General features: G+C 66.1%; 21 protein-coding genes and 1 pseudogene. 9 read left to right on the top strand and 13 right to left on the bottom strand.

What is annotated here, in order from left to right; all coding sequences use genetic code 11:
- Positions 1–22 precede the first annotated feature (22 nt).
- Both CJ179_RS46310 and CJ179_RS46305 read left to right on the top strand, forming a co-directional pair.
- Entirely contained in the window at positions 23–1,591 is a 1,569-nt protein-coding gene (locus CJ179_RS46310) for an APC family permease (protein ID WP_072944002.1), read from the top strand.
- On the top strand, positions 1,588–3,210 hold the full coding sequence (locus tag CJ179_RS46305) for a GMC family oxidoreductase (RefSeq protein WP_095865904.1): 1,623 nt from the start codon (positions 1,588–1,590) through the stop codon (positions 3,208–3,210). Before CJ179_RS46310 ends, CJ179_RS46305 begins: the two co-directional genes overlap by 4 nt.
- On the opposite strand, the gene CJ179_RS46300 is transcribed toward CJ179_RS46305, so the two are convergent.
- A complete protein-coding gene (locus CJ179_RS46300; RefSeq protein WP_095865903.1) occupies positions 3,191–4,294 on the bottom strand; it encodes a S9 family peptidase in 1,104 nt (367 codons plus the stop codon). The genes CJ179_RS46305 and CJ179_RS46300 overlap by 20 nt on opposite strands.
- 102 nt (positions 4,295–4,396) lie before the next feature.
- On the opposite strand from CJ179_RS46300, the gene CJ179_RS46295 reads away from it, so the two are divergent.
- The 3 genes from CJ179_RS46295 to CJ179_RS46285 all read left to right on the top strand — a co-directional run bounded on the left by CJ179_RS46295 (position 4,397) and on the right by CJ179_RS46285 (position 7,098).
- On the top strand, positions 4,397–5,269 hold the full coding sequence (locus CJ179_RS46295) for an LLM class F420-dependent oxidoreductase (protein WP_095865902.1): 873 nt from the start codon (positions 4,397–4,399) through the stop codon (positions 5,267–5,269).
- 191 nt (positions 5,270–5,460) lie between these two features.
- A complete protein-coding gene (locus CJ179_RS46290; protein WP_095865901.1) occupies positions 5,461–6,549 on the top strand; it encodes a DUF2207 domain-containing protein in 1,089 nt (362 codons plus the stop codon).
- Positions 6,550–6,567: 18 nt separating this feature from the next.
- Positions 6,568–7,098: a hypothetical protein gene (locus CJ179_RS46285; RefSeq protein WP_095865900.1), complete on the top strand. Its 531-nt coding sequence runs from the start codon at positions 6,568–6,570 to the stop codon at positions 7,096–7,098.
- Positions 7,099–7,106: 8 nt separating this feature from the next.
- On the opposite strand, the gene CJ179_RS46280 is transcribed toward CJ179_RS46285, so the two are convergent.
- Positions 7,107–7,601, bottom strand: a complete 495-nt coding sequence (locus CJ179_RS46280; RefSeq protein WP_095865899.1) for a dihydrofolate reductase family protein — start codon at positions 7,599–7,601, stop codon at positions 7,107–7,109.
- A gap of 122 nt (positions 7,602–7,723) precedes the next feature.
- Between CJ179_RS46280 and CJ179_RS53875 the strand changes: the two are divergent.
- Positions 7,724–8,862, top strand: a pseudogene (locus tag CJ179_RS53875) (RNA-guided endonuclease InsQ/TnpB family protein).
- 135 nt (positions 8,863–8,997) lie between these two features.
- Here CJ179_RS53875 and CJ179_RS46265 read toward each other — a convergent pair.
- Positions 8,998–9,837: a helix-turn-helix transcriptional regulator gene (locus CJ179_RS46265; protein ID WP_257016213.1), complete on the bottom strand. Its 840-nt coding sequence runs from the start codon at positions 9,835–9,837 to the stop codon at positions 8,998–9,000.
- Positions 9,838–9,941: 104 nt separating this feature from the next.
- Between CJ179_RS46265 and CJ179_RS46260 the strand changes: the two genes are divergently transcribed.
- On the top strand, positions 9,942–10,904 hold the full coding sequence (locus CJ179_RS46260; RefSeq protein WP_072944018.1) for an LLM class F420-dependent oxidoreductase: 963 nt from the start codon (positions 9,942–9,944) through the stop codon (positions 10,902–10,904).
- Between the two features lie 77 nt (positions 10,905–10,981).
- Here the strand turns inward: CJ179_RS46260 and CJ179_RS46255 are convergent, their stop codons facing one another.
- The 10 genes from CJ179_RS46255 to CJ179_RS46210 form a co-directional block, all read right to left on the bottom strand.
- Positions 10,982–11,275, bottom strand: coding sequence for a WhiB family transcriptional regulator (locus tag CJ179_RS46255; protein WP_072944020.1), 294 nt, complete (start codon positions 11,273–11,275; stop codon positions 10,982–10,984).
- Positions 11,266–12,465, bottom strand: coding sequence for an NADP-dependent malic enzyme (locus tag CJ179_RS46250; protein ID WP_095865897.1), 1,200 nt, complete (start codon positions 12,463–12,465; stop codon positions 11,266–11,268). The genes CJ179_RS46255 and CJ179_RS46250 overlap by 10 nt, the downstream gene beginning before the upstream one ends.
- Before the next feature lie 67 nt (positions 12,466–12,532).
- Entirely contained in the window at positions 12,533–13,072 is a 540-nt protein-coding gene (locus CJ179_RS46245; RefSeq protein WP_095865896.1) for a DUF5134 domain-containing protein, read from the bottom strand.
- A gap of 32 nt (positions 13,073–13,104) precedes the next feature.
- Positions 13,105–13,542, bottom strand: a complete 438-nt coding sequence (locus tag CJ179_RS46240; RefSeq protein WP_072944023.1) for a carboxymuconolactone decarboxylase family protein — start codon at positions 13,540–13,542, stop codon at positions 13,105–13,107.
- Between the two features lie 47 nt (positions 13,543–13,589).
- On the bottom strand, positions 13,590–14,498 hold the full coding sequence (locus CJ179_RS46235) for an alpha/beta hydrolase (RefSeq protein WP_095865895.1): 909 nt from the start codon (positions 14,496–14,498) through the stop codon (positions 13,590–13,592).
- Positions 14,499–14,545: 47 nt separating this feature from the next.
- Positions 14,546–14,956, bottom strand: a complete 411-nt coding sequence (locus CJ179_RS46230) for a cupin domain-containing protein (protein WP_095865894.1) — start codon at positions 14,954–14,956, stop codon at positions 14,546–14,548.
- A 12-nt stretch (positions 14,957–14,968) separates the two neighbouring features.
- Positions 14,969–15,790 carry a MoaF C-terminal domain-containing protein gene (locus CJ179_RS46225; RefSeq protein ID WP_072944029.1) on the bottom strand — a complete coding sequence of 274 codons (822 nt, stop codon included), beginning with the start codon at positions 15,788–15,790 and terminating at the stop codon, positions 14,969–14,971.
- A gap of 63 nt (positions 15,791–15,853) precedes the next feature.
- On the bottom strand, positions 15,854–17,116 hold the full coding sequence (locus tag CJ179_RS46220) for a cytochrome P450 (RefSeq protein WP_072944031.1): 1,263 nt from the start codon (positions 17,114–17,116) through the stop codon (positions 15,854–15,856).
- Between the two features lie 24 nt (positions 17,117–17,140).
- Positions 17,141–18,157, bottom strand: coding sequence for a PDR/VanB family oxidoreductase (locus tag CJ179_RS46215; protein ID WP_095865893.1), 1,017 nt, complete (start codon positions 18,155–18,157; stop codon positions 17,141–17,143).
- Positions 18,158–18,451: 294 nt separating this feature from the next.
- A complete protein-coding gene (locus CJ179_RS46210; protein ID WP_095865892.1) occupies positions 18,452–20,773 on the bottom strand; it encodes a LuxR C-terminal-related transcriptional regulator in 2,322 nt (773 codons plus the stop codon).
- A 278-nt stretch (positions 20,774–21,051) separates the two neighbouring features.
- Here CJ179_RS46210 and CJ179_RS46205 point away from each other — a divergent pair, with 278 nt between their 5' ends.
- Together CJ179_RS46205 and CJ179_RS46200 are read left to right on the top strand one after the other, a co-directional pair.
- The gene (locus CJ179_RS46205; RefSeq protein WP_257016225.1) at positions 21,052–21,963 is read left to right on the top strand and encodes an AraC family transcriptional regulator; all 912 of its coding nucleotides are present in this window, start codon (positions 21,052–21,054) and stop codon (positions 21,961–21,963) included.
- A 91-nt stretch (positions 21,964–22,054) separates the two neighbouring features.
- The gene (locus CJ179_RS46200; RefSeq protein WP_257016224.1) at positions 22,055–23,479 is read left to right on the top strand and encodes a PLP-dependent aminotransferase family protein; all 1,425 of its coding nucleotides are present in this window, start codon (positions 22,055–22,057) and stop codon (positions 23,477–23,479) included.
- Positions 23,480–23,522 lie beyond the last annotated feature (43 nt).

Below are 23,522 nucleotides of genomic sequence, written 5' to 3'. Positions count from 1 at the left end.
CGACTTCTCAGGAAGTGATCGAATGACCAGACCCGACAACACGACCGGCGATCAGGACAGTGGACTCGAAGATTTCGGATACAAGGAGTCCCTGGATCGCAGTATCGGCAAGTTCGCGAGCTTTGCCGCGGGCGTCAGCTACATTTCCATCCTGACCGGCACTTTCCAATTGTTCTACTTCGGTTTCGGCACTGCAGGCCCCGCATATTTGTGGTCGTGGCCGCTGGTGTTCCTCGGCCAGCTCTCGGTAGCACTGTGCTTCATGGAGCTGGCCGCCAAGTATCCGATCGCCGGTTCCGTGTACAACTGGGCGAAAACGCTCGGCAGCAGAGTGGTGGGGTGGTCGGCCGGCTGGCTGATGCTCACCGCGTCGATCGTCACTCTGTCGGCCGTTGTGCTGGCGCTGCAGCTCAATCTGCCTCGGCTGTGGAGCGGCTTCCAGATCGTCGGCGACGGTACGGGGGAACACGACTTCGCCACCAACGCCGTCATTCTCGGGACCGTGATGATCGGCTTCACCACCGTCGTCAACGCGCTCGGTGTCCGTCTGATGGCGATGATCAACAGCGCCGGGGTGTTCATCGAACTCATTGCCGCGGTGCTGATCGCGATCATCCTCGCCGCCAACGCGACCCGCGGCCCGCAGGTGTTCTTCTCCACCCACGGCTACGGCGCCGGTGAAAGTGGAGGCTATCTCGGTGCGTTCCTGGTGGCCACTCTCGCGTCGGGATACGTGATGTACGGCTTCGATACCGCGAGCTCGCTGGGCGAGGAGACGGTGGAACCCCGCCGCACCGCCCCCAAGGCGATCCTCCGTGCGATCCTCGCCTCGTTCGTGATCGGCGGCGCGATCCTCGTCTTCGCCGTGATGGCGGCGCCCGACCTGGACGATCCGAAGATCGGCGCGTCCGACGGCAGCCTGCAGTACATCGTGGAGCAGGTGATGTGGGGCCCGCTGGGAACCATCTTCCTGATCTGCATCGTGATCGCCGTGACGGTGTGCTCGCTGGCGGTGCACACCGCCGCCATCCGGCTGACCTTCGCCATGGCCCGCGACAACGCACTTCCGTTCGGGGAGCGGCTCGCCCGCGTTCACCCGAAGACGCGGACACCCGTCGTGCCCGCGGTGACGATCGGAGTGGTGGCCGCGCTGATCCTGGTGGTCAACATCGGTCAACCGCACATCTTCACCGTGTTGACCTCGATCGCGATCATCATGATCTACCTCGCCTACCTGATGGTGACCGGCCCGATGCTGAAGCGGAGGCTGCGCGGCCAGTGGCCGCCGCGGGACCTGAAGGAGGGCGGCTACTTCACGATGGGCAGATGGGGTCTGCCCGTCAACATCGTCGCCGTGGTGTGGGGAATCGGCATGGCCGTCAATCTCGCCTGGCCGCGTGAAGCCGTCTACGGGGAGCCTTGGTACAACACGTGGGGCGCCTTCGTCTACATCGGCGTCATCCTCGGGCTCGGACTGCTGTGGTACCTCACCACCGGCCGGCACCACATCGGTACCTTGACGTCACACTCCGCGGCCGCCGCACCGGCCGCACCGCAATCCGAACCGATCGACAAGGAGCTTGCTCGATGACCGAAAGTGAACTGCGGAGCACTGCAATGGAATTCGACTACGTGATCGCGGGTGGCGGCAGTGCGGGGTGCGTTCTCGCGGCCCGCCTGAGCGAGGACCCGTCGGTGACGGTGTGCCTGCTGGAGGCGGGACCGTCGGACGTCGGGGACCGGGCCATCCTCGAGTTGTCCCAATGGATGCACCTGCTCGACTCCGGGTACGACTGGGACTACCCGGTCGAGCCGCAGGAGCGGGGCAACAGTTTCATGCGGCACGCCAGGGCCAAGGTCCTCGGCGGGTGCTCGTCGCACAATTCGTGTATCGCGTTCTGGCCACCGGCCGAGGTGCTCGACGACTGGGAGGCGATGGGTGCGTCGGGGTGGGGTGCACGCGACATCCTGCCGTACGTCGGCCGGCTGGAGAACAACGACGCCCCCGGTGACGGCCACGGCCGCAGCGGTCCGGTGCGGTTGCGTGACGTCCCACCGAACGATCCGTGCGGCCACGCGGTTCTCGACGCTGCCGCCGCGGTCGGTCTGCCGACCGTCGCGTTCAACCGCGGCGGAACGGTGCTGAACGGGGCCGGCTGGTTCCAGATCAACGCGTCCGAGGACGGCACCCGGATGTCGTCGTCGCACGCCTACCTGCACCCGATCCTCGGCACCCGCCCCAACCTCGAGGTCCGGACCGGCTGCTGGGTCAGCGAGATCCTGTTCGACGATCAGCAGACGGCGACGGGCGTGCGCTACCAGCGCCCCGACCTCACCGGGTACGACACGGTGTCGGCGCGCCGCGAGGTGATCGTCACCGCCGGCGCGATCGATACCCCGAAACTGCTGATGCTCTCGGGTATCGGTCCGGCAGAGCATCTCGTGGAGTTCGGAATTCCCGTCCGCGTCGATTCGCCCGGGGTCGGGGCCAACCTCGACGACCACGTGGAGGGTCTGGTTTTCTGGGAGGCGTCCCGGCCGATGGTCACCGAGTCGACGCAGTGGTGGGAGATCGGTCTGTTCGCCACCACCGAGGAGGGGCTGAACCATCCGGACCTGATGATGCACTACGGCAGCGTGCCGTTCGACATGAACACCCTCCGGTGGGGCTACCCGACCACGGACAACGGTTTCTGCCTGACACCGAACGTCACTCAGGGCCGCTCCCGGGGCACGGTGCGGCTGCGCTCGCGGGACTTCCGCGACCGCGCGAAGGTCGATCCCCGGTACTTCACCGACAGCGACGGTCACGACGACCGGGTGATGCTGTCCGGGGTGAAGCTGGCCCGCACGATCGCCGAGCAGAAGGCGCTGCGCGGGTGGATCGCCCGTGAACTGGCGCCGGGACCGGATGCGGTGACCGACGACGAGATCCTCGACTACATTCACAAGACCCACAACACGGTGTATCACCCGGCGGGCACGGCCCGGATGGGCGGTGTCGACGATCCGATGGCGGTGCTCGATCCGGAACTGCGGGTCAAGGGGGTGCGGGGTCTTCGGGTGGTCGATGCGTCGGCGATGCCGAAACTGCCGCACGTCAACCCGAACATCACGGTCATGACGATGGCCGAGCGCTGCGCGGACCTGCTGCGCGGCCGTGCCGGGGCAGGGCTGCGGTCGGCGGTGTCTACGCTGTCCGAGGTCTGATCCGGGCATCGATCGCCCCGGTGATCCTTCGCCAGATCTCGCTCGCGGGATCGATGACGGCGAAGTGATCGCCGGGGCCCTCGATCAGGGTGACGTCGTCGGGAGTCCCCGCTGCGGTCGCGTGGTATTCCCTGCTCATCTCCAGCAGATCCGGTTCGTCGCCCAGGCCGCACGCGACGAGTTGCGGGACGCCGAGCGGCAGCCGATGGAGCGGTGACGACCGCACGTACGCCGCCCGGTCTTCTGCCCAGTGGCCGCCGACGGCGTTCGCCACCGCACCCTCGCCGAGTCGGCGTTCGTCGGCGAGTCGCAGATTCAGCACCCCGGCGAGGCTGACCGCCACCGCCGGACACACCACCGCCTCCTCGGCCGCGGCATCGGCGGCGGCGCGCAGGGCGAGTTGCCCGCCGGCCGAGTGGCCGAGGACCACCACGCGTCCCACATCAACCTCCGGGACGGTCCCGGCGGCCTGCAATGCGGCGGCGACGTCGGACGTCATCGCGGCCCACCGGTCCTCGGCGGCCCGCCGGTACTCGACGTTCCACGTCACGTACCCGCTGGCCGTCAGGTCCACCGCCAGACCGTCCATCAGGTCGAACTCCCAACGGGGACGCCAATATCCGCCGTGGATCAGCACGGCGACGGGGAAGGGTCCGGTGCCGTCCGGGACCCGCAGTTCGGCGCGCTGATCGGGGTCGTCGCCGTAGTGGACGATCGTCCCGGGGCGGAAGCGGTGGTGGTACCAGCTGTCGACCGCGAATCGGAGTCCGTCGAGTCCGCGCCCGCGGATGTGGGCCCGGATCCCGTCGGAGCGGTCTGGCTCGCAGTCCCCGAAATCGACGCGGATCGCGCCGCAGGCCGGTGCGGTGAACGAGGCCCCGGCGCCGGGCACGACGACGAACTCGCCCCGGCCCGCCGCCGTCCGCACCGCGCGCTGCAGATCCGCGGAATCCGCGGCGAACGTCGCCTCGCCGGTGAGGCCGCGCGCATCGAGCGCCCGGCCGAGGAGTTCCGCGGCGGTTCCCCTGTGCGCGACGGTCCCGGGTGCGAAGACGACGTCGAGTCGGCGAGCGGATTCGGTCACGGGGTCACCGTACGTATCCGTGAGGACATCTGGCGAGGGCACGTGTGGGTGGTACTGACGATCCCTGGGTAGCAGGCGGCAACAGGTTTAGCGTGGAGAGCTATGGAACTTGGACTGCACATCGCCGACTTCACCTTTCCCGCCGGACCGTCGAACCTCTCGGACGACCTGCGCCGCATTGCCGTCACCGCCGAGGGCGCGGGTTTCTCCAAGCTCAGCGTCATGGACCATCTCTGGCAGATCGAACCGGTAGGACCGATCGACACCGAGATGCTCGAGGCGTACACCACCCTCGGATTCCTCGCTGCCGTCACCGAGAAGGTGGACTTGCTGGCCTGGGTCACGGCCACGGTCTATCGCGAGCCGGGCCTCCTTGCCAAGGCCGTGAGCACGCTCGACGTCCTGTCGAAGGGTCGCGCGTACCTCGGGATCGGCGCCGCCTGGAACGAGGACGAGAGTGTCGGCCTCGGTCTCCACTTCCCGCCGACGGCCGAACGCTTCGAACGGCTCGAGGAGACACTGCAGATCTGCCTGCAGATGTGGAGCGACAACGACGGACCGTTCGAGGGAAAGCACTACCAGCTCGGCCGCACCATGAACGTTCCGCAGCCGCTACGGCGCCCACACCCGCCCATCCTCATCGGCGGCGGGGGCGAGAAGAAGACGCTTCGGATGGTCGCGCAGTACGCACAGGCCTGCAATCTGTTCGGTGGACCCGAGGTCGCCCACAAGCTGGACGTGCTGAGGGAACATTGCAGTGCGCTCGGTACCGACTACGACGCCATCGAGAAGACCGTGATGTTCCCGCTCGACCCGGGTGCGGACGGACAGAATGTGGACACCTTGCTCGGTCAGCTCGAGGACCTGTCGAAGCTCGGCATAACCCACGTTCACGGATGGGTGCCGCAGGTCGCGTCGATCACGCCCCTCGAGATCCTGGGCGACCGCGTCGTCCCGGTGATCGCGGACTGGTGAATCGCGTTCGCCGCCACCGACCGGACGGAGGTGTCGGCGCAACACACCGTGCGCGGGAGCGTCGTCCCCGATGGGGTGAGGATTCGTGCACCTCGAGGTGAGGTTGGTAGTCCCTGTGGCATCTGGTTGCCGGGGGTGAGTGTGCCGAGGATTGCGATATCAGCGAATATCCCCGGCAGCGAGGTCAGCGAATGTACGACAACGGCGATGAAAACCAGCCCGATTCCGGCGGGGAGGGCCGCAGCGCGGCGCAGGGTCGCGCTGCGGATGCGGCGAGGATGCGCGTTGCCGGTGCCGTACTCCTCGGTGCCTCGGCCTGCACAGGACTGCTGTTGCCCCTGGTGTGGGGGCCGACGTCGAATGCGCGTGGACTCGCCGCGATCGTCGGCGACTCGTTCGTGCTCGCCGGGGTCGCCGTGGGGATGTCGGTCGTCGCGTGGGGCGCGGGACGTCGGTGGTCGCGAAGTGCCCGCGAGGAGCTTCCCGAGGCGCCGGTGCGGTACGGACCCGTTCCCGGTCTCGGGCCTGCGCAGACCGAATACGTCGTGCGGAAGTGGATCGGCGACAGCGCGCCGACGGCGACACTGCTCCACCTGGCCGAGCAGTCGGCAGTCCGGCTCACGTTGGTCGACGACGGTCTGTGGCAGATCGAGGGGATCGGCACCCCTCAACGGTGGAGACAGATCGACCCCATTTCCCGGGTGTTGGCCGATTCCCTCGGAATCCGTTCGACGGGTGCGGTATTCGTCGCCGATGGCTCGCCGACATCCGGCTACGCGGTAAGAGAGGGCATGCGCGCGATGTCCGACGCATGCCGGTCGTGGGCGGCGCAGGATGATCTGCTCGTACCCTCGATCAGGACGTGGATCGGGCGGGCAATGGCATGCCTGTGCACGCTTCTCGCCGCGCTCGGATTCCTCGGCGCACTCGGTCCCACGCTTCTCGGGGCTCCGTTCGTCGCGTTCGTCGCCGGCTCCCTCGGCGTGTTCGCGGCGGGAACGGGCCTTCGGCATACGCCGACGGGGCGGCAAGTATCGGCGGCCGCCGCTGGGTTCGAACGCGTGCTGTCGGGTCGGTCGAAGACGATCGGGTCCGCCGCGGTCCGTGAGTGCTTCCTCGCCGCCGTCCCCTACGCCTTCGCCTTCGGTGTTGCCGACCGGTGGTCGGCGCAGTACCGCCGCGTAACCGGACGTGCCGCCCCGAACCCCGACTGGTACCCGTCGCCCACGCTGTACGACGACGAGACCGGCCTGCAGTGGGCGGCGAAGCCGCATAATTGAGGGTGCGAGGTGAGACCGGTGCGACAGACACCCTGGTTGGCGGCGACGGCATTCGTCGGGTCCGTTGCTGTCCTGCTCGCAGTCCATACCGGCGGCGGCGCGTCGAGCGAACCCGACCGGAAAGCGACGCGCATGCTTGATCCCGCTGGACCGGTCCTCTTCGTCACTCCGCCGAGCGGGCAGCCGGGCGACCGCATCCAGTACCACGCGACAAATCTTCCGACGTGTGGCGGGCCGTGGTCGGTGGAGTTCGGAGATCGTGTCCTGGGCGAGACCCGTCAGGTCGGCAGCGTCGCGGACTTCCGCGCGACGGTGCCGAACCGCGGCAGTCGCGGTTTCCAGGTGGCCGGGCTGCGGTGCGTGCCGATCCCGTCGATGGTGGTGCAGACGACGTTCGAGGTACTGCCCGTGACACGCTCGTCGGAGCCGACCACCACTTTTTTGCTGCCGCCACCACCAGAGCTGCCGACGCGGACGAAGAGACCGACACCGACGACCACCACCACCACCACCACCACGCTCACAGCTCCTGCTGACGCGGAGCGGTAGGTGCGGCCTCAGACGGTGTAGTGCAGCAAAGAGACGCCGTCCTGGAAGCCGCGGGCCTCTACTAACTGCAGCCTCGGCGTCTCGTAGCCGTCGGGGAACAGCCTTCGTCCCCGACCCTGGACTACCGGGTACACGAACAGCCGGTACTCGTCGACCAGGCCGGACTCGATCAGGGTGTGGGTCAGCGTGATGCTGCCCGTGACGACGATGTCGCGGCCCTCCTGACCCTTCAGGGCCCGCACCTGGGCGATCCAATCGCCCGTGAGCACGGTCGAGTTCCCCCATTCGGGGTCGGACATCGTGGAGGAGACGACGTACTTCTGAATCTGGTTCAGCTCATCGGTGATCCCGGTCTGGTCGTCGGTCTGTCGGGGCCAGTAATTGCGGAAGTCCTCGAACGTCTGCCGACCCAGCAACATGGCGTCCGCGCGCTCGGACTGCCGGTTGGTCGCCTCCAGCAACTGCGGATCCTGGTCCGATGGGTCGAACCAGTCGCCGAGCATTTCGATCGAGCCGTCGAGGGTGATGTTCTGGGTGATCCGTGAATCTTTCGGCGCAAACCCGATCCTTGAGGTCAGGGTGAGCCGATCTGGATTTGTCGGACTGTGGGGCTAGTGTCTGGGTCATGGCGGGGAGGGTGGTGAAGCGGGCGTTCAAGTTTCGTTTTCTATCCGACTGTGGTGCAGGCGGAACAGCTTGCTCGGACGTTCGGGTGCACCCGGTATGTCTACAACCGGGCGTTGGCGGAGAGGTCGCGGGCGTGGTCGCAGGAGCAGCGTCGGGTGACCTACGCGGATACCTCGAAGATGCTCACCGGATGGAAGCGGGACGCTGAGACGGAGTGGTTGGCGGAGCCGTCGAAGGGGCCGTTGCAGGAATCGCTGCGGCAGTTGCAGGGTGCGTTCGAGAATTTCTGGCGCAAGCAGGCCGGCTACCCGCAGTTCAAGAGGAAGGGGCGGTCGAAGGATTCGGCGACCTACTATTCGAACTGCTTCACCTACCGCGGCGGGCAGATCCGGTTGGCCAAGCAGTCCGAACCCTTGGATATTCGGTGGTCGAGGCCGCTGCCGGAGGGGGCTGTGCCGTCGCAGGTGACGGTGTCGCGCAATGCTCGTGGTCAGTACCACATCTCGATCCTCGTCGAGGACACGATCACCGAACTCGAGCCGGTCGATCGGGTGGTCGGGCTCGATGCCGGGATCACCAGCCTCTACACGCTCTCGACGGGGGAGAAGATCACCAACCCGCGCCATGAGCGCAGGGATCGTGAGCGGTTGGCGAAGGCATGTGCTGGCCAGGAAGCAGAAGGGGTCCCGGAACCGGGCCAAGGCTCGACTGAAGGTCGCGAAGATTCATGGTCGGATCGCCGATCGGCGCCGCGATTATCTGCACACACTCTCCACTCGGCTGGTGCGCGAAAATCAAGTGATCGCCATCGAGGATCTGAGTGTGCGGAACATGGTGAAGAATCGGTCGTTGTCTCGGGTGATCTCGGATGCGGGGTGGTCCGAGTTCCGGTCGATGCTCGAGTACAAGGCCGACTGGTACGGGCGGCGGGTGGTGGTGATCGACCGGTTCTGTCCGTCGTCGAAGACCTGCTCGGTGTGCGGGGCAATCGCCGGGGCGATGCCGCTGAATGTGCGGGTGTGGGCGTGCCGGTGCGGCGTCGTCCATGATCGGGATGTGAATGCGGCGAGGAATATTTTGGCCGTCGGACTGACGGTGGCAGCCTGCGGAGAGGGTGTGAGACCGCCTCGCACATAACGTGCGGGGTGGCGACTGTCGGTGAAACAGGAACCTCGGGACGCGAGTCCCGGGGGGAATCTCGGTCGTTCACGGCCGAGAGGACGTCAACGCCAGTGTTCTCATACGAATACTGACACCGCCACGACCGCAAAATCATCGCGGGCCGGGCGCGGTCGGCAGCCTCGATGCCGTGTTCTCGTCGGCTGGTGTGAAGGTGGACATCGTGATCTCCGAATGAACGCCGGCGTTCAGGTGGGTCACGTGGAACTTCAGCGGCCCCGCAGTGGGGTGCTCGAAGCGCCGAGTCGTGACGGGTTCGCGGGTCACGTCGCATCGATTCCACAGCTGCTCGAACAGGGGCGACTCGGCAGCCAGTCGCTTCACCAGGGATTCCCACGCCGGCTCGCCGAGGTGCTCCGCCCACGCGGCGCGGAAGCCCGCCACAATACGGGGCACGTGCTCCGCCCAGTCGACGGTGCGCGCCCGCCACTCAGGGTTCAGCAGATTTTGGACGAGAAGATTGCGCTCGCCGGACGGAATAGCGTCCAGGTCGCCCATCAGCCAACAGTAGCCCCGGTTATATGCAAGGACGTCGCAGCGCGCATTGCGCACTATCACCGGATACGGGTCGAGCTTGGCCATCATTGTCTTCATCGACGGCGTAACGGCATTGCACTCCGTCGCGCTCGGCGGTTCTGTCACGCCGGCCAGCGTCAACAGGTGGGCGTGCTCGTGCAGATTCAGCCGTAGCGTCCGCGAGATCGCCGTAAGCACGTGCTCGGATGCCTTGATGTCGCGACCTTGTTCGAGCCACGTGTACCACGTCACTCCGACGCCGGCGAGTTGGGCGATCTCCTCGCGTCGCAGTCCCGGGGTCCGGCGGCGCCCTCCGGTGGGCAGCCCGACCTGCTCCGGCGTGATGCGGGCGCGGCGACTCTTCAGGAAAGCGCCGAACTCGCCGCGACGGGCACGGACTTCAGGACGTGCGTTCACATTCCTCATGGAAGCCGAACCTGGGAGGACGACGATCCGGGTGGCGCGAATACCAGGATAAATTCACTCCTGGTACCAGGACGACGATAGTTCATTCTGGACTCATGAGACTTGGACTTCGACTGCCCCAGCGGGTCGGTACTGATTTGCGTCACGACGTCACGGAAGTTGCCGGCGCTGCCGAACGTGCCGGGTTCGACAGTGTCTGGGCCTGGGAGAGACTGTTGTTTCCGGTGGCGCCCCGCGATTCTTTCACTCCGGGCGCGCCGTGGCCGTCCGCGTATCGGCAAGCGGCTGACCCGCTGACCGTCCTCGCTGCGGCAGCGGTGGTGACCGAGCGAGTCCGACTGGGCACCAGTGTGATTGTTGCCGGCCTTCATCAGCCTCTCCAACTCGCGAAGAGATTCGCGACCCTCGACCAGATCAGCGGCGGGCGTGTGGTTGCGGGGTTGGGAACAGGCTGGGCGGTAGACGAGTTCGAGGCGGTCGGCATGGCCAAGTCCGAGCGCGGCCGACTGCTCGACGAGACCCTCGACGTCTTCGACGCAGCCTGGGGTCCGGATCCAGTGAACTATCGCGGGCCCCACACGCTCATCGACAACGCCTACGTCCTGCCGAAGCCGGCTTCGCCGATTCCGGTCATCTTGGCCGGCGATGTCGATGTCAGCGCCGCCGGAGGTCCCAATGCGCGTGTGCTGGAACGGATTGCCCGACGTTCCGACGGTTGGATGCCGCTTTTCCCGACCCCGGGCGCCGCCGGTGCTCAGAAGCTTCGCGCGGCGTGGGACCTGATCCGCCAGTCCGCGGCCACGGCAGGGCGGGACCCGTCCGAGATGGAAATGATCGTGGTGGGGAACGTCGCGTTCTCCGAGACTCCGCTCGACGACGATCGGATCGGCTTTTCGGGCACAACCGCGCAGATTCTCGACGACATCGCCTCCGTGGCAAGTGCGGGCGCAGACGAGTTGATCCTCGACCTGCACCTGCAGGACTGGTGGCGGAACACACGTCAGATGCTGGACAAAGCTCTCGAGATTCGGGAGCTCGTCTCGGCGGCGGGAATCTGAGTCTGAGCCCGCGCGCCGGCGGGTGACGCGCCTGCCGATGTGGCGTTCACGCGCGTCACCTGGTCCGGTCTCCCTCGTCACGATGCGCTGCATCGCTCGAGAATCTCTTTGCGTTCCCATTCGGTCAAGCCTCCCCACACTCCGTACGGCTGTGCGGTCTCGAGCGAGTACCGGCGGCAGTGGTTGCGGGCGACGCAGCCTCCGCAGATGCCGCGGGCGATGTCCTCTCGGAGATAGCGGGCGTGGTCTGTTTCGCTCTCCGGAGCGAAGAAGAAATAGTCGCCCACCGAAGTGCAGCTGGCTGATTCGCGCCAGCGGGTCGGATCCACTGTCGGTCGATCGTGAAATTCCGGGACCGTCGTCAGTGCCATGCGGTGACGCGGTCCGCCCGCGCAGCGGCGGCGACTGCCTCCGCGACAGCGGGGGCGACGCGAGGATCGAGCGGGCTGGGAACGATCTTGTCCACAGCCAGCTCGTCACCGACGACCGAGAGGATCGCCTCGGCGGCGGCGAGTTTCATGCCCTCGGTGATGCGCCGGGCGCCGGCGTCGAGGGCGCCCTTGAACACACCGGGGAAGGCGAGCACATTGTTGATCTGGTTCGGGAAATCCGAGCGCCCGGTGGCGACGATCGCCGCATGCTTGCGGGCGACGTCGGGGTGGATCTCCGGGTCCGGGTTCGACAGTGCGAACACGATGGAGTTCTCCGCCATGGTCGCGATCAGCTCCTCCGGCACGGTGCCCGCGGAGACACCGAGGAACACGTCCGCGCCGTCGAGGGCTTCGACGACGCCGCCGCGGCGGGCGGCCGGGTTGGTGCGCGCGGCCAGATCCACCTTCACCGCGTTCAAATCCTGACGATCCACGGAGACGATGCCCTTCGAGTCGAGGACCGTCACGTCCGCGATGCCGGCGGCGAGCAGGATGTTCGCGCAGGCGACGCCGGCGGCGCCGGCACCGGAGATGACGACCCGGAGGTCGTGGAGGTCGCGGTCCTGGACCTTGACCGCGCCCTTCAGCGCGGCGAGGACGACGATGGCGGTGCCGTGCTGGTCGTCGTGCATGACCGGGCAGTCCAGGGCCTCGATGACGCGCTGTTCGATCTCGAAGCAACGCGGCGCGGAGATGTCCTCGAGGTTGACGGCACCGAAGCTCGGGCGCAGCCGGATCAGGGTCTCGACGATCTCGTCGGGGTCCTGGGTGTCGAGGACCAGCGGGATGGAGTTCAGGCCCGCGAAGTTCTTGAACAGGGCCGACTTGCCCTCCATCACCGGAAGGGAGGCACGCGGGCCGATATCCCCGAGACCGAGGACCGCGGAACCGTCACTGACGACGACCACCAGGCGGCTGGTCCAGGTGTAGCGGTCGGCGAGGGTCTCGTCGGCGGCGATGGCGCGGGAGACCTGCGCGACCCCCGGGGTGTAGGCGATGGACAGGTCGCGCTGGCTGTCCAGCGGGGTCGTCAACTCCACGGACAGCTTTCCCCCGACGTGGCCGGCGAAAATCTCCTCGTCGGTCAGCTCGACCTTCTGCGATGCGGTGGGTTCGGACACGAGGGGCACGGAAACTCTTTTCTCTGAACGACTTTGCGAAGTGGGCGAGGACTCTGCTCGGGACCCCTCTGTGGTGTCAGACGGCCATCGGAGCCATGCCCAGGATCATCAGTGCGGAACCCGCCGCCGCGGTCTTGACGCCGGAACGGCGCTCGCGGCGCGGGGTGGAGCGGAAGAGGTGCAGGGTCAGCAGCGCCCAGCACACGAGCACGACGAGGGGAAGCCAGCCCGTCGAGATTCCTGCGCCACCGTGATGGTGGCCGGAGGGTGCCTGCCCCGGCCCCGGCCCCGGCGCCGACGCCGCCGGGGCGGGAGCGGACGTCGGGGCCAGGAGCAGCAGGACCCCCATCGCCGTGAGATCGACCGCGCAGGGAATCGCGGTCCGGCGGTGCATGGTCTCGCCGGTGACGAACACGGCGAGCGCGATGAGGACGGCACCCCCGAGCAGGTGAATCCCCGTCGGCACCCCGGGGATCATCATCGCGACCATGGACACCGCCATTGCACCGTGCCCGATCCGTACCCGGCAGTCCGTTCCGTGCGCCCGCCACATCGGGACGAGGGCCCCGACCGCTCCGACGAACATGGCCGCGTACGCGACTGGGATATCGAACATCGTCACACTCAGCGACCGGCAGAATGCACGCTCTACGGCGCCACTGGGTAGTGGCTGGTGATGGCAACCCGGTTCCAGGCGTTCATCACGATCGCGAGCCAGGTGATCGCGGACACCTGGTCCTCTGTGAGGGAGCCGTCGTCCCAGGTGCGCCGTTCCGGAACGGCGAGACCGGTGACCTGTTCGGCGAGGGCGAACGCGGCACGCTCCTGGTCGCTGAAGTACTGCGCCTCCCACCACGCCGCGACAACCGCGAGCCGATCTGCCTTCTCTCCCTTGGCCAGAGAGTCGCGGGTGTGCATGCGAAGGCAGAAGGCGCAGCCGTTCAGCTGGGAGACGCGGATCTTCACCAACTCCACCAGGAGCGGATCCACGCCCGCCAGGTCCAGAGCGGACTTCACTTCCGCGTCGAGCTTCACCAGGCCCTTGTAGACGGTCGGGTGCTGCTTGCCGATATTTACGCTGCTCATGATGTTCCTTTTGGGTAGGTTGTCGAACGGTTGTGGGACAGAATGTTTCAGTCGATCGCCCGGTTGACGTGAGCGACGATCACCTCGTACATCCGCCGTGTTATCTCGGTCTCGTCGGTCATGATGTCGTAACCGTGGTCGACACCGCGCACCTCGACGTATTCGGCGAGCGCGCCGACCGCCTCGAGCTTGTCCGCGTATCGCTTGGCTTCATTGCGCAGTCGGTCGAACTCTGCGGTTATGACCAATGCCGGTGCGATACCTGCGATGCCGTTGGCGTTGTCTCCCCATGCCGGCGAGACGAACCGGTGGCTACGCTGCGCGCGATCGGGCGTGTAGGCGGTGTCGAACACCTCACACAACCAGGGCTGCAGGACGGCTTTCGAGCCCAGCGGTGACGGCTTGTGGGAGGGAGGCGTCACGATGTCGAGCGGCGGGTAGTGCAGAATCTGCAACGAGATGGCGGGGCCGTCGTTTTCCAGCGACATCCGCGACACGGCTGCTGACAGATTGCCTCCTGCGCTCTGGCCGCCGACGCACAACCGCGTGCCGTCCCAGTCACGTTCCGGCGCTGATGCCCACTGAACTACGTCGTAGAACTGCTCGGCGGGCGTGGGAAACCGCTTGTGCGGCGCCAACGCGTAATCCGTGTTGAGCACATAGACATTGGCGTGGGCGGCAAGGAAGCGGCACCAGGCGTCGTCCTGTTCGCGGTGTCCCACCACGAAGCCGCCACCGTGAGCATTCACATAAACCCCGGGGTTGCCTGTCGGCGACTGCGGGGGATAAATGGTCGCAGCGACCGGACCGTGGCGCGTCTCGATGCTGACGTCAGTTGTGCGAATGGTGATTTCAGGGAACCGGGGTTCGCCGGCGGGGTGGATCGCAGAGTTGATCTTGGCGGCGAACCGGCGGGCAATGATGTCGGCCACCGCCCGTCGCGACAGTATTGACATGAATCCTCATTTCGTTTCGATTGCGCGACGTGGGGTCGCAGCCGCGCTCAGCCCTGGTGTTGACGTGCGCTGGGGTGGCGCAGATGATCGCGGGCAATGATCTCTTCCGGTTCGAGCATGGTGATCATGTCCACGTCGGGAGCGCAGATGCACACGGCGACGAACCGGCTCCAGGCCTGTGGATCGGGATTGGAGACCTGGTAGTGCACGACGTCACCGCCGGGTTCCCAGAATGCCTCGCCCGCAGCAATCAGCCTGGGTTCTTCGCCTTCCAGCTCGAAGAAGATGCTGCCCTCCAGTACGTAACCGAACACCGGTCCGGAGTGGCGATGCGGCGCGAGTCCGGGGTCGGCCGGTCGGAGTTCGACGAGTTGTGTCATCGCGTGCGAACCCTCGGGAATGGCGGGCGGAGTGGCGCAGAGCAGGTCGGTGACCTTGACGTTTCCTTTTGCCAACATGGGCGTGTCCTTTCAGGAGTGAGTGTTTCGTACGGTGTGACTGAGTAGCTCGCCTACTGCGCCGAAGGTGAAGTGCGTCGGCAGTTCACCTGTCTCGTCCAGTCCGAAGAGGGCTCCGTACGATCGCAGAGACGTGATGTCGCGGTGATCGGCAATAGTGACCGACGCGCAGGGGGTCACCTTTTCCCGCGAGGCAAAGACGTAGATTCCAGGGCGTAGTTGATAGGTCGTGCACTCGTCGGTGTCCGCAAGGCCGGCCGCGGGCCCGGCCAGGCAGTGCCACGTGTACGAGTGCGGTCCGAGGTAGACGTGCTCGTAGCTGTGATCGTCGCTGTAGGTCCACAGCACTCGCCGACCCAGGAGTGCGGTCGTGGGTGCCGGCTCGGGTCCGCGCGTCTCCAGTCCCTCGATGCGGCCCTGCAGGAAGTTGTGCTGCACCCGGGTCCGGCCTTCGGCCGGATCTCCGATCGTGCTCACGATGGCCAGGCTGCGTCCGTGGTCGAAGTCGAGGACGAGGCTGACTGCTGTATTCGGCACGTCGTCACGATGATGGAATTGTGTGTACACCAACCCTTCTGCGACGTCGAAGGCCTCGTAGTCGTCCGTTCCGGAGATGACTGGGTGCGGGTCGCCGGGCCCGGGCTCGTAGCTCCATTCGACGGTGGCCGTGCCGAAACGATGCGACACCCGGCTGCCGTGGGAGTTGGTGAACACGATGTCGCGGCCGGCCACACTGCTCGACCTGACGGCTTTGTTGCCGTCGAATCCTGGCGCGAGTCCGTCCAGTGGCGGCCAGGTCCTGGTATCAGAGAAGTCGATGGAGTTGGTGGTCATGCGTGCTTTCTCCGTTCGTAGCGTTCGGGAGTACTCGAGAGCGCTCGGCGCGCGAGGCGCCGCTCAGGTGAGGATCGGGTTCTTCTCGACGTCCCAACTGACGTGCAGCGACTCCGGGCCCCGAAACGAGGTGTTCGGAACGTAGTGGAACTCCTGTTGGTCGAGAGTCATGTGGGGCAGGCGTCGCGTCAGTTCCTCCAGATAGATGACCATCTCCAGCCGGGCGAGATGGTTACCCAGGCACATGTGCGTTCCCGCGCCGAATGCGATGTGTGCTTTGGCGTCTCGGTCGATGTCGAATCGTTCGGGATCGTCGAACACGGAGCCGTCCTGGTTCGCCGACGCGATCACCATGAGGATCTTTCCTCCCGCGGGAATCGTCACGTCGCCGACCTGCACGTCTTGCTTCGCGACTCGGCGCCAGGCGGCCACCGACGGGTTGAGTCGCAGGCACTCCTCGACCGCCGCGGGGATCAGAGATGGGTCCGCACACAGGCGATCCCACTGGTCGCGGTTCCTCAACAGAGTGACGACCGCGTTCGCGGTGGCATTGGTCGTGGTCTCGTGGGCCGCCATCGCGCCGCCCATGACGTTCGTCTGCAGCCACGTGTCGGAGATGACGTCCGGGTGCTCGCGCTGCATCGTGATCGCGTGGCCCAACCACCCCGGTGGATCGTCGAGTTCCTTGAGCTTCCCGATGACGCGCTCACCCATCTCCCAGAACTGGCCCAATCCGTCGGCGGCACGGATCTGCTCCTCGGGAGTAGGCCGTCCCCACACGAATTCGGTCATGGACGTGGCCAGCTTGCGTACGGTGTCGACGTCCTCCTCGGGAATCCCCAAGAACTGCAGAGCGACCAAACAGGGTATGTCCCAGAGCATATCGGCGACAAGATCGGCATGACCCCGATCGACGAATTGATCGATGTAGGCGTTCGTCGTGTCCCGAATGTAGGGAGTAAGAGGGTCGATCCGGTCTGGCATGAATGCCGGAGCGTTCAGCCGGCGGTACTGCCGATGCATGGGCGGGTCGGAATCCGCGAGGACGGGGCAGGGCGCGAAGTTGTACTTGCCGAGCTGCGCGCCCGCCTCCTCGGAGGGAGGGGTGACCGGCGTCAGGGTGATGGCCGCAGAGAACTGATTGAATTGGCTGAAGACCGATTTCACGTCTTCGTGCCGCGTGACGACCCAGTAGTCCGAGTCGTCGTTGTAGAACACCGGTTGGCTCTCGCGAGCCCACGCCAGCGAGGCTCCCGGATTCTCCTGATATTCGCGGTCGAAGAACGAGAATCCAGCGGCGGTATGAGCGACCGGGCATCCAGTCATTGTTTTCCTCTCTTCGGTGGGCTGTCAGAGGTCGAGTTTTATCTTTGGACACGCGGCCCTACTGATGCAGATCATCAAGGTGCTGTTTTCTTCCTGCTCTGCAGGGCTGAGAACTGAATCACGATGGTCGGCCAGGCCCGACACGATATTTGTTTCGCAGGTCCCGCACGTTCCCTCGGAGCAGGAGAATGGTGCGGGTATCCCGGCGGACCGTGCGACGTCGAGAATTGATTGATCCGATCCGACCGAGACGGTGATACCGCTCCGCACGAATTCGACTTCGAATTCATCGAGGACGGGCGCGTCCGTTGGAGTCTTCGGAGTGAACCGCTCCAGGTGAATGTCGCCGATATTGTCGAGCTCGGCGCCCATCGCCTCCACAGCACACAGCAGACTCTCCGGTCCGCACACGTATACCGCGGTATCGGGAGTGACACCCGCGAGGATGCGAGCGAGATCGATGCGCCCGTGGATGTCTGCCGGAACCAAGGTCACGCGGTCGTGGTGAGCCTGTGTCAGGTCGTCTGCGAACGCCATGTTGCGTCGACTGCGGCCTCCATAGATCAAGGACCATTCGGCTCCTGCTCGATCGACCGACGTGATCATGGGGAGGAACGGGGTGATTCCGATTCCTCCGGCAATGAACAGATACCGGGGTGCGTCGACGAGGCGAAAGTTGTTGCGTGGCCCACGGACGGTGATGCTTTCGCCTTCGCGCAACTCGTGATGGAGGCGTGTGGAGCCGCCTCGGCCGTCGGGTTGGTACAGGACGCTCACCTGCCACGAACGACGGTCGCTGGGTTCCCCGCACAGGGAGTACTGCCGGACCATGTCCGGTCCGAGTACGACGTCGATGTGTGAACCCGGCGTCCAGTCGGGGAGGTCTCGACCGTCGGCGCGGACGAGGGTCAGTTGCGTGACGGTGTCGGTGATCGGCGTCTTGGCCTTGATTTCCATCGCGAGGTCCTCGCGTGCCTGATTCTCGGTGTCCGCTCGCCGAGGCTGCTGGCCGGAGTGTCGGGCCTCGAACTGCGATGCCATGGGGACTCCTTCGAATTTCGGCCGGATGCCCCGGCGTGGACTGTGTTGCACCGAGCCACGTCGGCGACGCGTTGGACTCGCGCGTGGTCGATTGACCCGTTGTGATCGGCCGCACTGTCGGGCTATTCGCATGGGATAGGTCACAACGTGTGGCCCGTCGTAATCTGCCGCACCGTGCGATCACGCACATGGGGCAGATCACGGTAGGGGGTACGCAAGTTGCGGATGTGCGTACCGGGTGCGTTCAGTAGCAAACGCGGCGAAGCGGTTCTGACCTGCGAGTTCGTGGTCCGGTCAGCGGGACTGTCCGATGTACCACGAGGCGATCTGGCTGCGTGAGACGAACCCGAGGCGCGTCATGATGTTCTCGATGTGGCTCTCCACGGTGCGCACGGAGATCACCAGAGCCGCCGCGATCTGTGGGCTGGTCAGCCCTTTCGCTATCAAGGCTGCGATCTCTTGCTGCCGACTGGTGAGCGCGGGTGGTTCATCCTCGGGAATCGAATCGACGACCTGTTCCGCCAATGCATAGGCGATGATTCCCGTCGGGGACCGCTTTGAGCCGGCCTGTAGAGCTGTCGACAGCGCCCGGGGTGCCATGGCCTGCTCGAGCAGACCGCGGCAGGCGGAGTTATAGCCCGTGAGTTTCGGCCCGAATGCCACCAATTCCGTACCGGTGCGTCGCCACAGGCTTCGAGAGGCCCCGATCAGTTGTGCCGCGTGCTCGAACTGACCGGTTGATCCCGCTATCCAGGCCAGAAGCTCGGTCATCAGGGCGGTGCCCAGGGACGGATCGAAGACGCGGTGATCACGAAGCGCGTCGAGCGCGGTCGCATGTGCCGCGGTGAAGTCGCCTTGCAGCCAGTGGTCGAGGCCTTGGCTCCACTTCAGGTACGAGCGCGCCCATAGTTCACCGCGCTGCCGGCATACGGCCAGCGCCGACGTGCTGACGGCCGATGCCTCCGCGCTGCGACCGTCGAGGGAAAGTACGACGGCGTATTCGAACGACGCCATCAGCCATTCGGCGGTCTCGCCGACGTCGGCCAACTCTCGCAGCGCGACCTCGAGATAGCTCTCTGCCTCGGCAAGGTCGCCGCGAAGCTGTGCGGCGAGTCCCCGTAGGCCGAGGCAGTGGGCCGCCGCATCAGCAAGGTGAAGCTGCGTCGCCGCTGCTTCGCACTCGTCGAGGCGCAGTGCGGCCGCCTCGTGGTCGCCTTGGAGAAGGCACACCCTGGCGGCGACCCAGAGCGCTTTTGCCCGGGCCGGCGTGGGCGCCCGGTCATCGTCGGGTGCGTCGAGCGCTTCGTCCGCCCACCTGCGACCCTCGGCAATGTATCCGTCGGCGTACCAGCGGTATCGAAGTCCGGCGATCAACTCGAGTTGATAGTTGTCGCCCGGGGCGGCGGTGTCCAGCGCGGCTCGGAGATTTTCCCGCTCGACGCGCATCCATTTGGCAGAGGCGGCTTGGCCGGGCCCGCACCAGGAACGTTCCAGGTCTGTGACCACGTCGAGAAAGTACTGACGGTGGCGGCTGCGGAATCTCTCGGAGTCTCCCGTCAGCGCGAGTATCTCTGCGCCGTACGCCCGGATGGTTTCCAGCATCCGGAAGCGCATCGTCGATTCTTGGTCCTCGACGCCGAGGACGGACTGATTCACCAGGGAACTCAGGAGATCGAGCGTGGTTGTCTTCGGGTGGCCGCCCTCGGCGTTTCCGTCGCCGCACACGCCTTCGGCCGACGTCAGGTCGAAACTGCCTGCGAAAACGGAGAGGCGTGCCCACAGATGACGTTCCGGTTCCGTGCAGAGTGCAAAACTCCAATCGACGAGCGATCGGAGGGTCTGTTGGCGCGGTGCGGCCGATCGACTTCCCATTGTGAGCAATCCGAATCGGTCCGGCAGTCGTTCCAGGATCTGGTCGAGCGAAAGAATGCGCATTCGGGCGACCGCGAGCTCGATTGCGAGCGGAATTCCCTCCAGCTGAATACACAAACGCGCCGCTGCGGCAGCATTGTGCTCGTCGAGGACGAAGCCGGGGGAGGCGGCCTCTGCACGTTCTTGGAGTAGTCGGATCGACTCGAATTGCGGCAAGGATTCAACGCTGACCGGCGCCGCGTCATCGGGAATGGTGAGTGGAGGCACTGGATAAAGGAATTCTTCGGTCACCATCAGCGACGTGCGGGTCGTGACAAGAATTCGCGTCGACGGCGCATATCGCAGAATTTCGCTGACCAATGCGACGGACCCGGGGAGTACGTGTTCGCAATTGTCGAGGATGAGCAGTATCTCGCGATCGCGAAGATATTCGATCAGCTTCGCTGTGGCGTCACGATTCGACTGATCGACGATTCCCAGTGTGTGAATGACTGCAGCCGGAACGTCGCCTCCGTCCGAGACGGACGCCAATTCGACGAAATACACACCGTCTTCGACAAGGTGGTTCATCTCGTCGGCGACTTGCAACGCCAATCGGGTCTTGCCGACTCCGCCCGGCCCGATCAAGCTCACCAGCCGTCCGCTCGCCAGGCGGTCGCGGATCTCCTTGCGCTGCTGACGCCGACCGACGAAGCTGGTCGCGGTAGACGGAACGTTGCCGCTGCGAGTTCTCGCCTTCGACACGACACCTCCACATTGCGACAGACGCAGTCAGACTATCGCAACCCCGGGCGGAGCGACGTGGGAATGCCGAAACTTTGTTCGAAGACGGCGTCGCCCGTACCCCGCCGAGCCGGGGTCCGCGTCGCACTGTCCTGTCCGCGCTCCCTTCTGGTTCTGCACCGAGTGTGATAGAAGATAGGCACGGACACGTCGCGTGGCGATCCGTTAACCCGAGGTCGATTACATTGCGCGAGAGCTTTTCCGGCACCCAGTCAGGCGGCGAGCACCCCGGGGGTGGCATACGGCACCCCGATTGGGATGCGGCGTCCCATGCCGTATCCGACGCCTATTTTCCGCATGAGCTCATGCCCCTGGTCGCTTCCGGCCCTGCCGCGTCGCCCGGGGTGTCGGCCCTGCACCTCGGCCCGCTGCACATTGTCCGAATCAATTGGGGCGCTGATGTTGCCGTTCACAGTGAGCATCCCGGCGCCGTCGGCATCAACATCCCGCTTCACGGCGAACTCGAGACCCGGATCAGGGGGCGGCTCGTCGTGTCCGCCCCGGGCTTCGCCACGGTCAACCCCGCTGACACGCCGGCCGATATCACGCGGTGGCCCGGTGCCTGCACGATTCTCGGCGTCAAGATCGATCGGGACCTCGTCCAACGCGAGTTGTGGCGCGTGACAGGCCGAGCCGACGCGGTGATCCCCGATCAGATCGATTTGAGCAGGCCCGCTGCTGCCAGCTGGTTTCGACTGCTGAGCAGCATTGTCGATCAGCCCGTCGATGACGCGCTGCTGACCAATCCGCATGTGGCACAAGGATTGGCGGCATCGCTCACCGATGGATTCCTGCTCGCTGCCGTCCCGGACGAGACCGACGATCGCCACGCTGTCCGACCACGGATCGTCACTCGCGTGATCGATGCCATCAACGCCGAGCCCGACCGGTTGTGGACCGCAGCGGACATGGCCGACGTAGCCGGGGTCAGCGTACGGCGCCTGCAGGAGGGCTTTCGCATCTACCTCGGCAAGACTCCCCGCGAATGCCTGACCGAGATCCGCCTTGCCGGCGTCCGAGCCGAACTCGCCTCGGGCTCGGCCCGTTCGGTGACCGACGTTGCGCTGAAATGGGGGTTCACTCATTTCGGCCGGTTCGCCGCCGCGTTTCGGCAGCGCTACGGCGTGCCACCCTCGTCGTTGTTGCATTGACCCTTCATCCGCGGCGCGATGCCCGCACCGGCGTAAGCTCCTGGTCAGGTCTTCCCGTCAACTGGAGGATGTGCTGAGCGCCGACGAAGGGGTGTCCGCCGACACCACGGACACCGATTCACCACCGGCCCCGAGGGCCGGGTTGGATCTGCACCTCGAGCGGCCCGCCGGCCGGGTCCGCGACAGCGTGATGGACGCTCTGCGTGACGCCATCCGGTCGGGCCGGCTTCCCCCGGGCACTCGGCTGCCGTCGAGTCGCGCGTTCGCCGCGGACCTGGGCATCGCGCGGAACACGGTAGCGCGGGCGTACTCGGAACTCGTAGAGGAAGGTTGGCTGACGTCACAACACGGCTCCGGCACGACGGTGTCCCGCCGTGCCGCGGGGGCCGTGCGGGCCGAAGGGTTTCGCGTGCGGAGGCTGCCGGCGCGCCGCCCGGACCACGATCTGCGACCGGGCCAGCCCGACCTGTCGTCGTTCCCGCGCGGGCAGTGGAGCCGCGCCGTCAAGCAGGCGCTCCACACGGTCCCGTCCGAGGCGTTCGGTTACGCGGACCCGTACGGCCGCCCCGAACTGCGCCTGGCGCTTGCCGAGTACCTCGCGCGGGCCCGCGGCGTCGTCTGCGGGCCCGACAACATCATCGTCTGCTGCGGTGCCGCCGAGGGGCTGACGCTGTTGGCCCGCGCGCTGGCCGGTGCCGGGGTTGCCTCCCTGGCGGTCGAGTCCTACGGGTTGCCGACGCACCGCGAAGCACTGCGCACGGCAGGGTTGCACTGTCCACCGCTGGCCGTCGACGCCGGTGGCGCCGACGTCGCCGCGCTCGACGGCATGCAGGAGGTGGGCGGCGTGCTGCTCACCCCGTCACACCAGTTCCCGACCGGCGTACCGCTGCGCTCCGACCGGCGCGCGGCCGTCGTCGACTGGGCACGCAGAACCGGCGGTGTGATCATCGAGGACGACTACGACGGGGAATTCCGCTATGACCGCAGCCCCGTCGGCGCGCTTCAGGGTGTCGACCCGGAACGGGTGGTGTACATGGGCACCGCGAGCAAGTCCCTTGCCCCGGGCCTTCGGCTCGGCTGGCTGGTCCTTCCCGACCGGCTCGTCGAGACGGTGGCACGCCAGAAGGGCGAGACCGAGGCCACTTGCGGCTTCGTGGACCAGCTGGCGATGGCCGAGTTCATCCGAACCGGGTCCTACGACAAGCACATTCGCGCGATGCGCGCGCAGTACCGCCGCCGGCGGGAGCAACTCGTCGGAGCGGTCGGCCGGTCGTCGCCTGCCAATCGCGTGACCGGTCTGCCTGCGGGCCTGCACGTGCTGCTGCACCTGGCCGGCGGCAACGAGAGCGCCGCCGCGCAAGAACCGGCGTGGCGGAATCTCGCTGTCGAGGGCCTCGCGCTCTACCGCCATCCCGAAGTCGACGTCGACCGCGACGGTCTGGTCGTCGGCTTCGCCGCGCCGGCGCAGAGCGCATGGCCTGCCGCCGTGGAGGCATTGGTTCGGCAACTCCCGTGAGTGGACCCCGAATTCGGTGTGCAAGTGGCCCATGCGGCGGCTC

Source organism: Rhodococcus sp. ACS1 (genome assembly GCF_002300155.1).
Lineage (GTDB): Bacteria > Actinomycetota > Actinomycetes > Mycobacteriales > Mycobacteriaceae > Rhodococcus_F > Rhodococcus_F koreensis.
The sequence above is the reverse complement of the archived record's forward strand: the minus strand, read 5'-3'. Positions and strand labels throughout refer to the sequence as shown.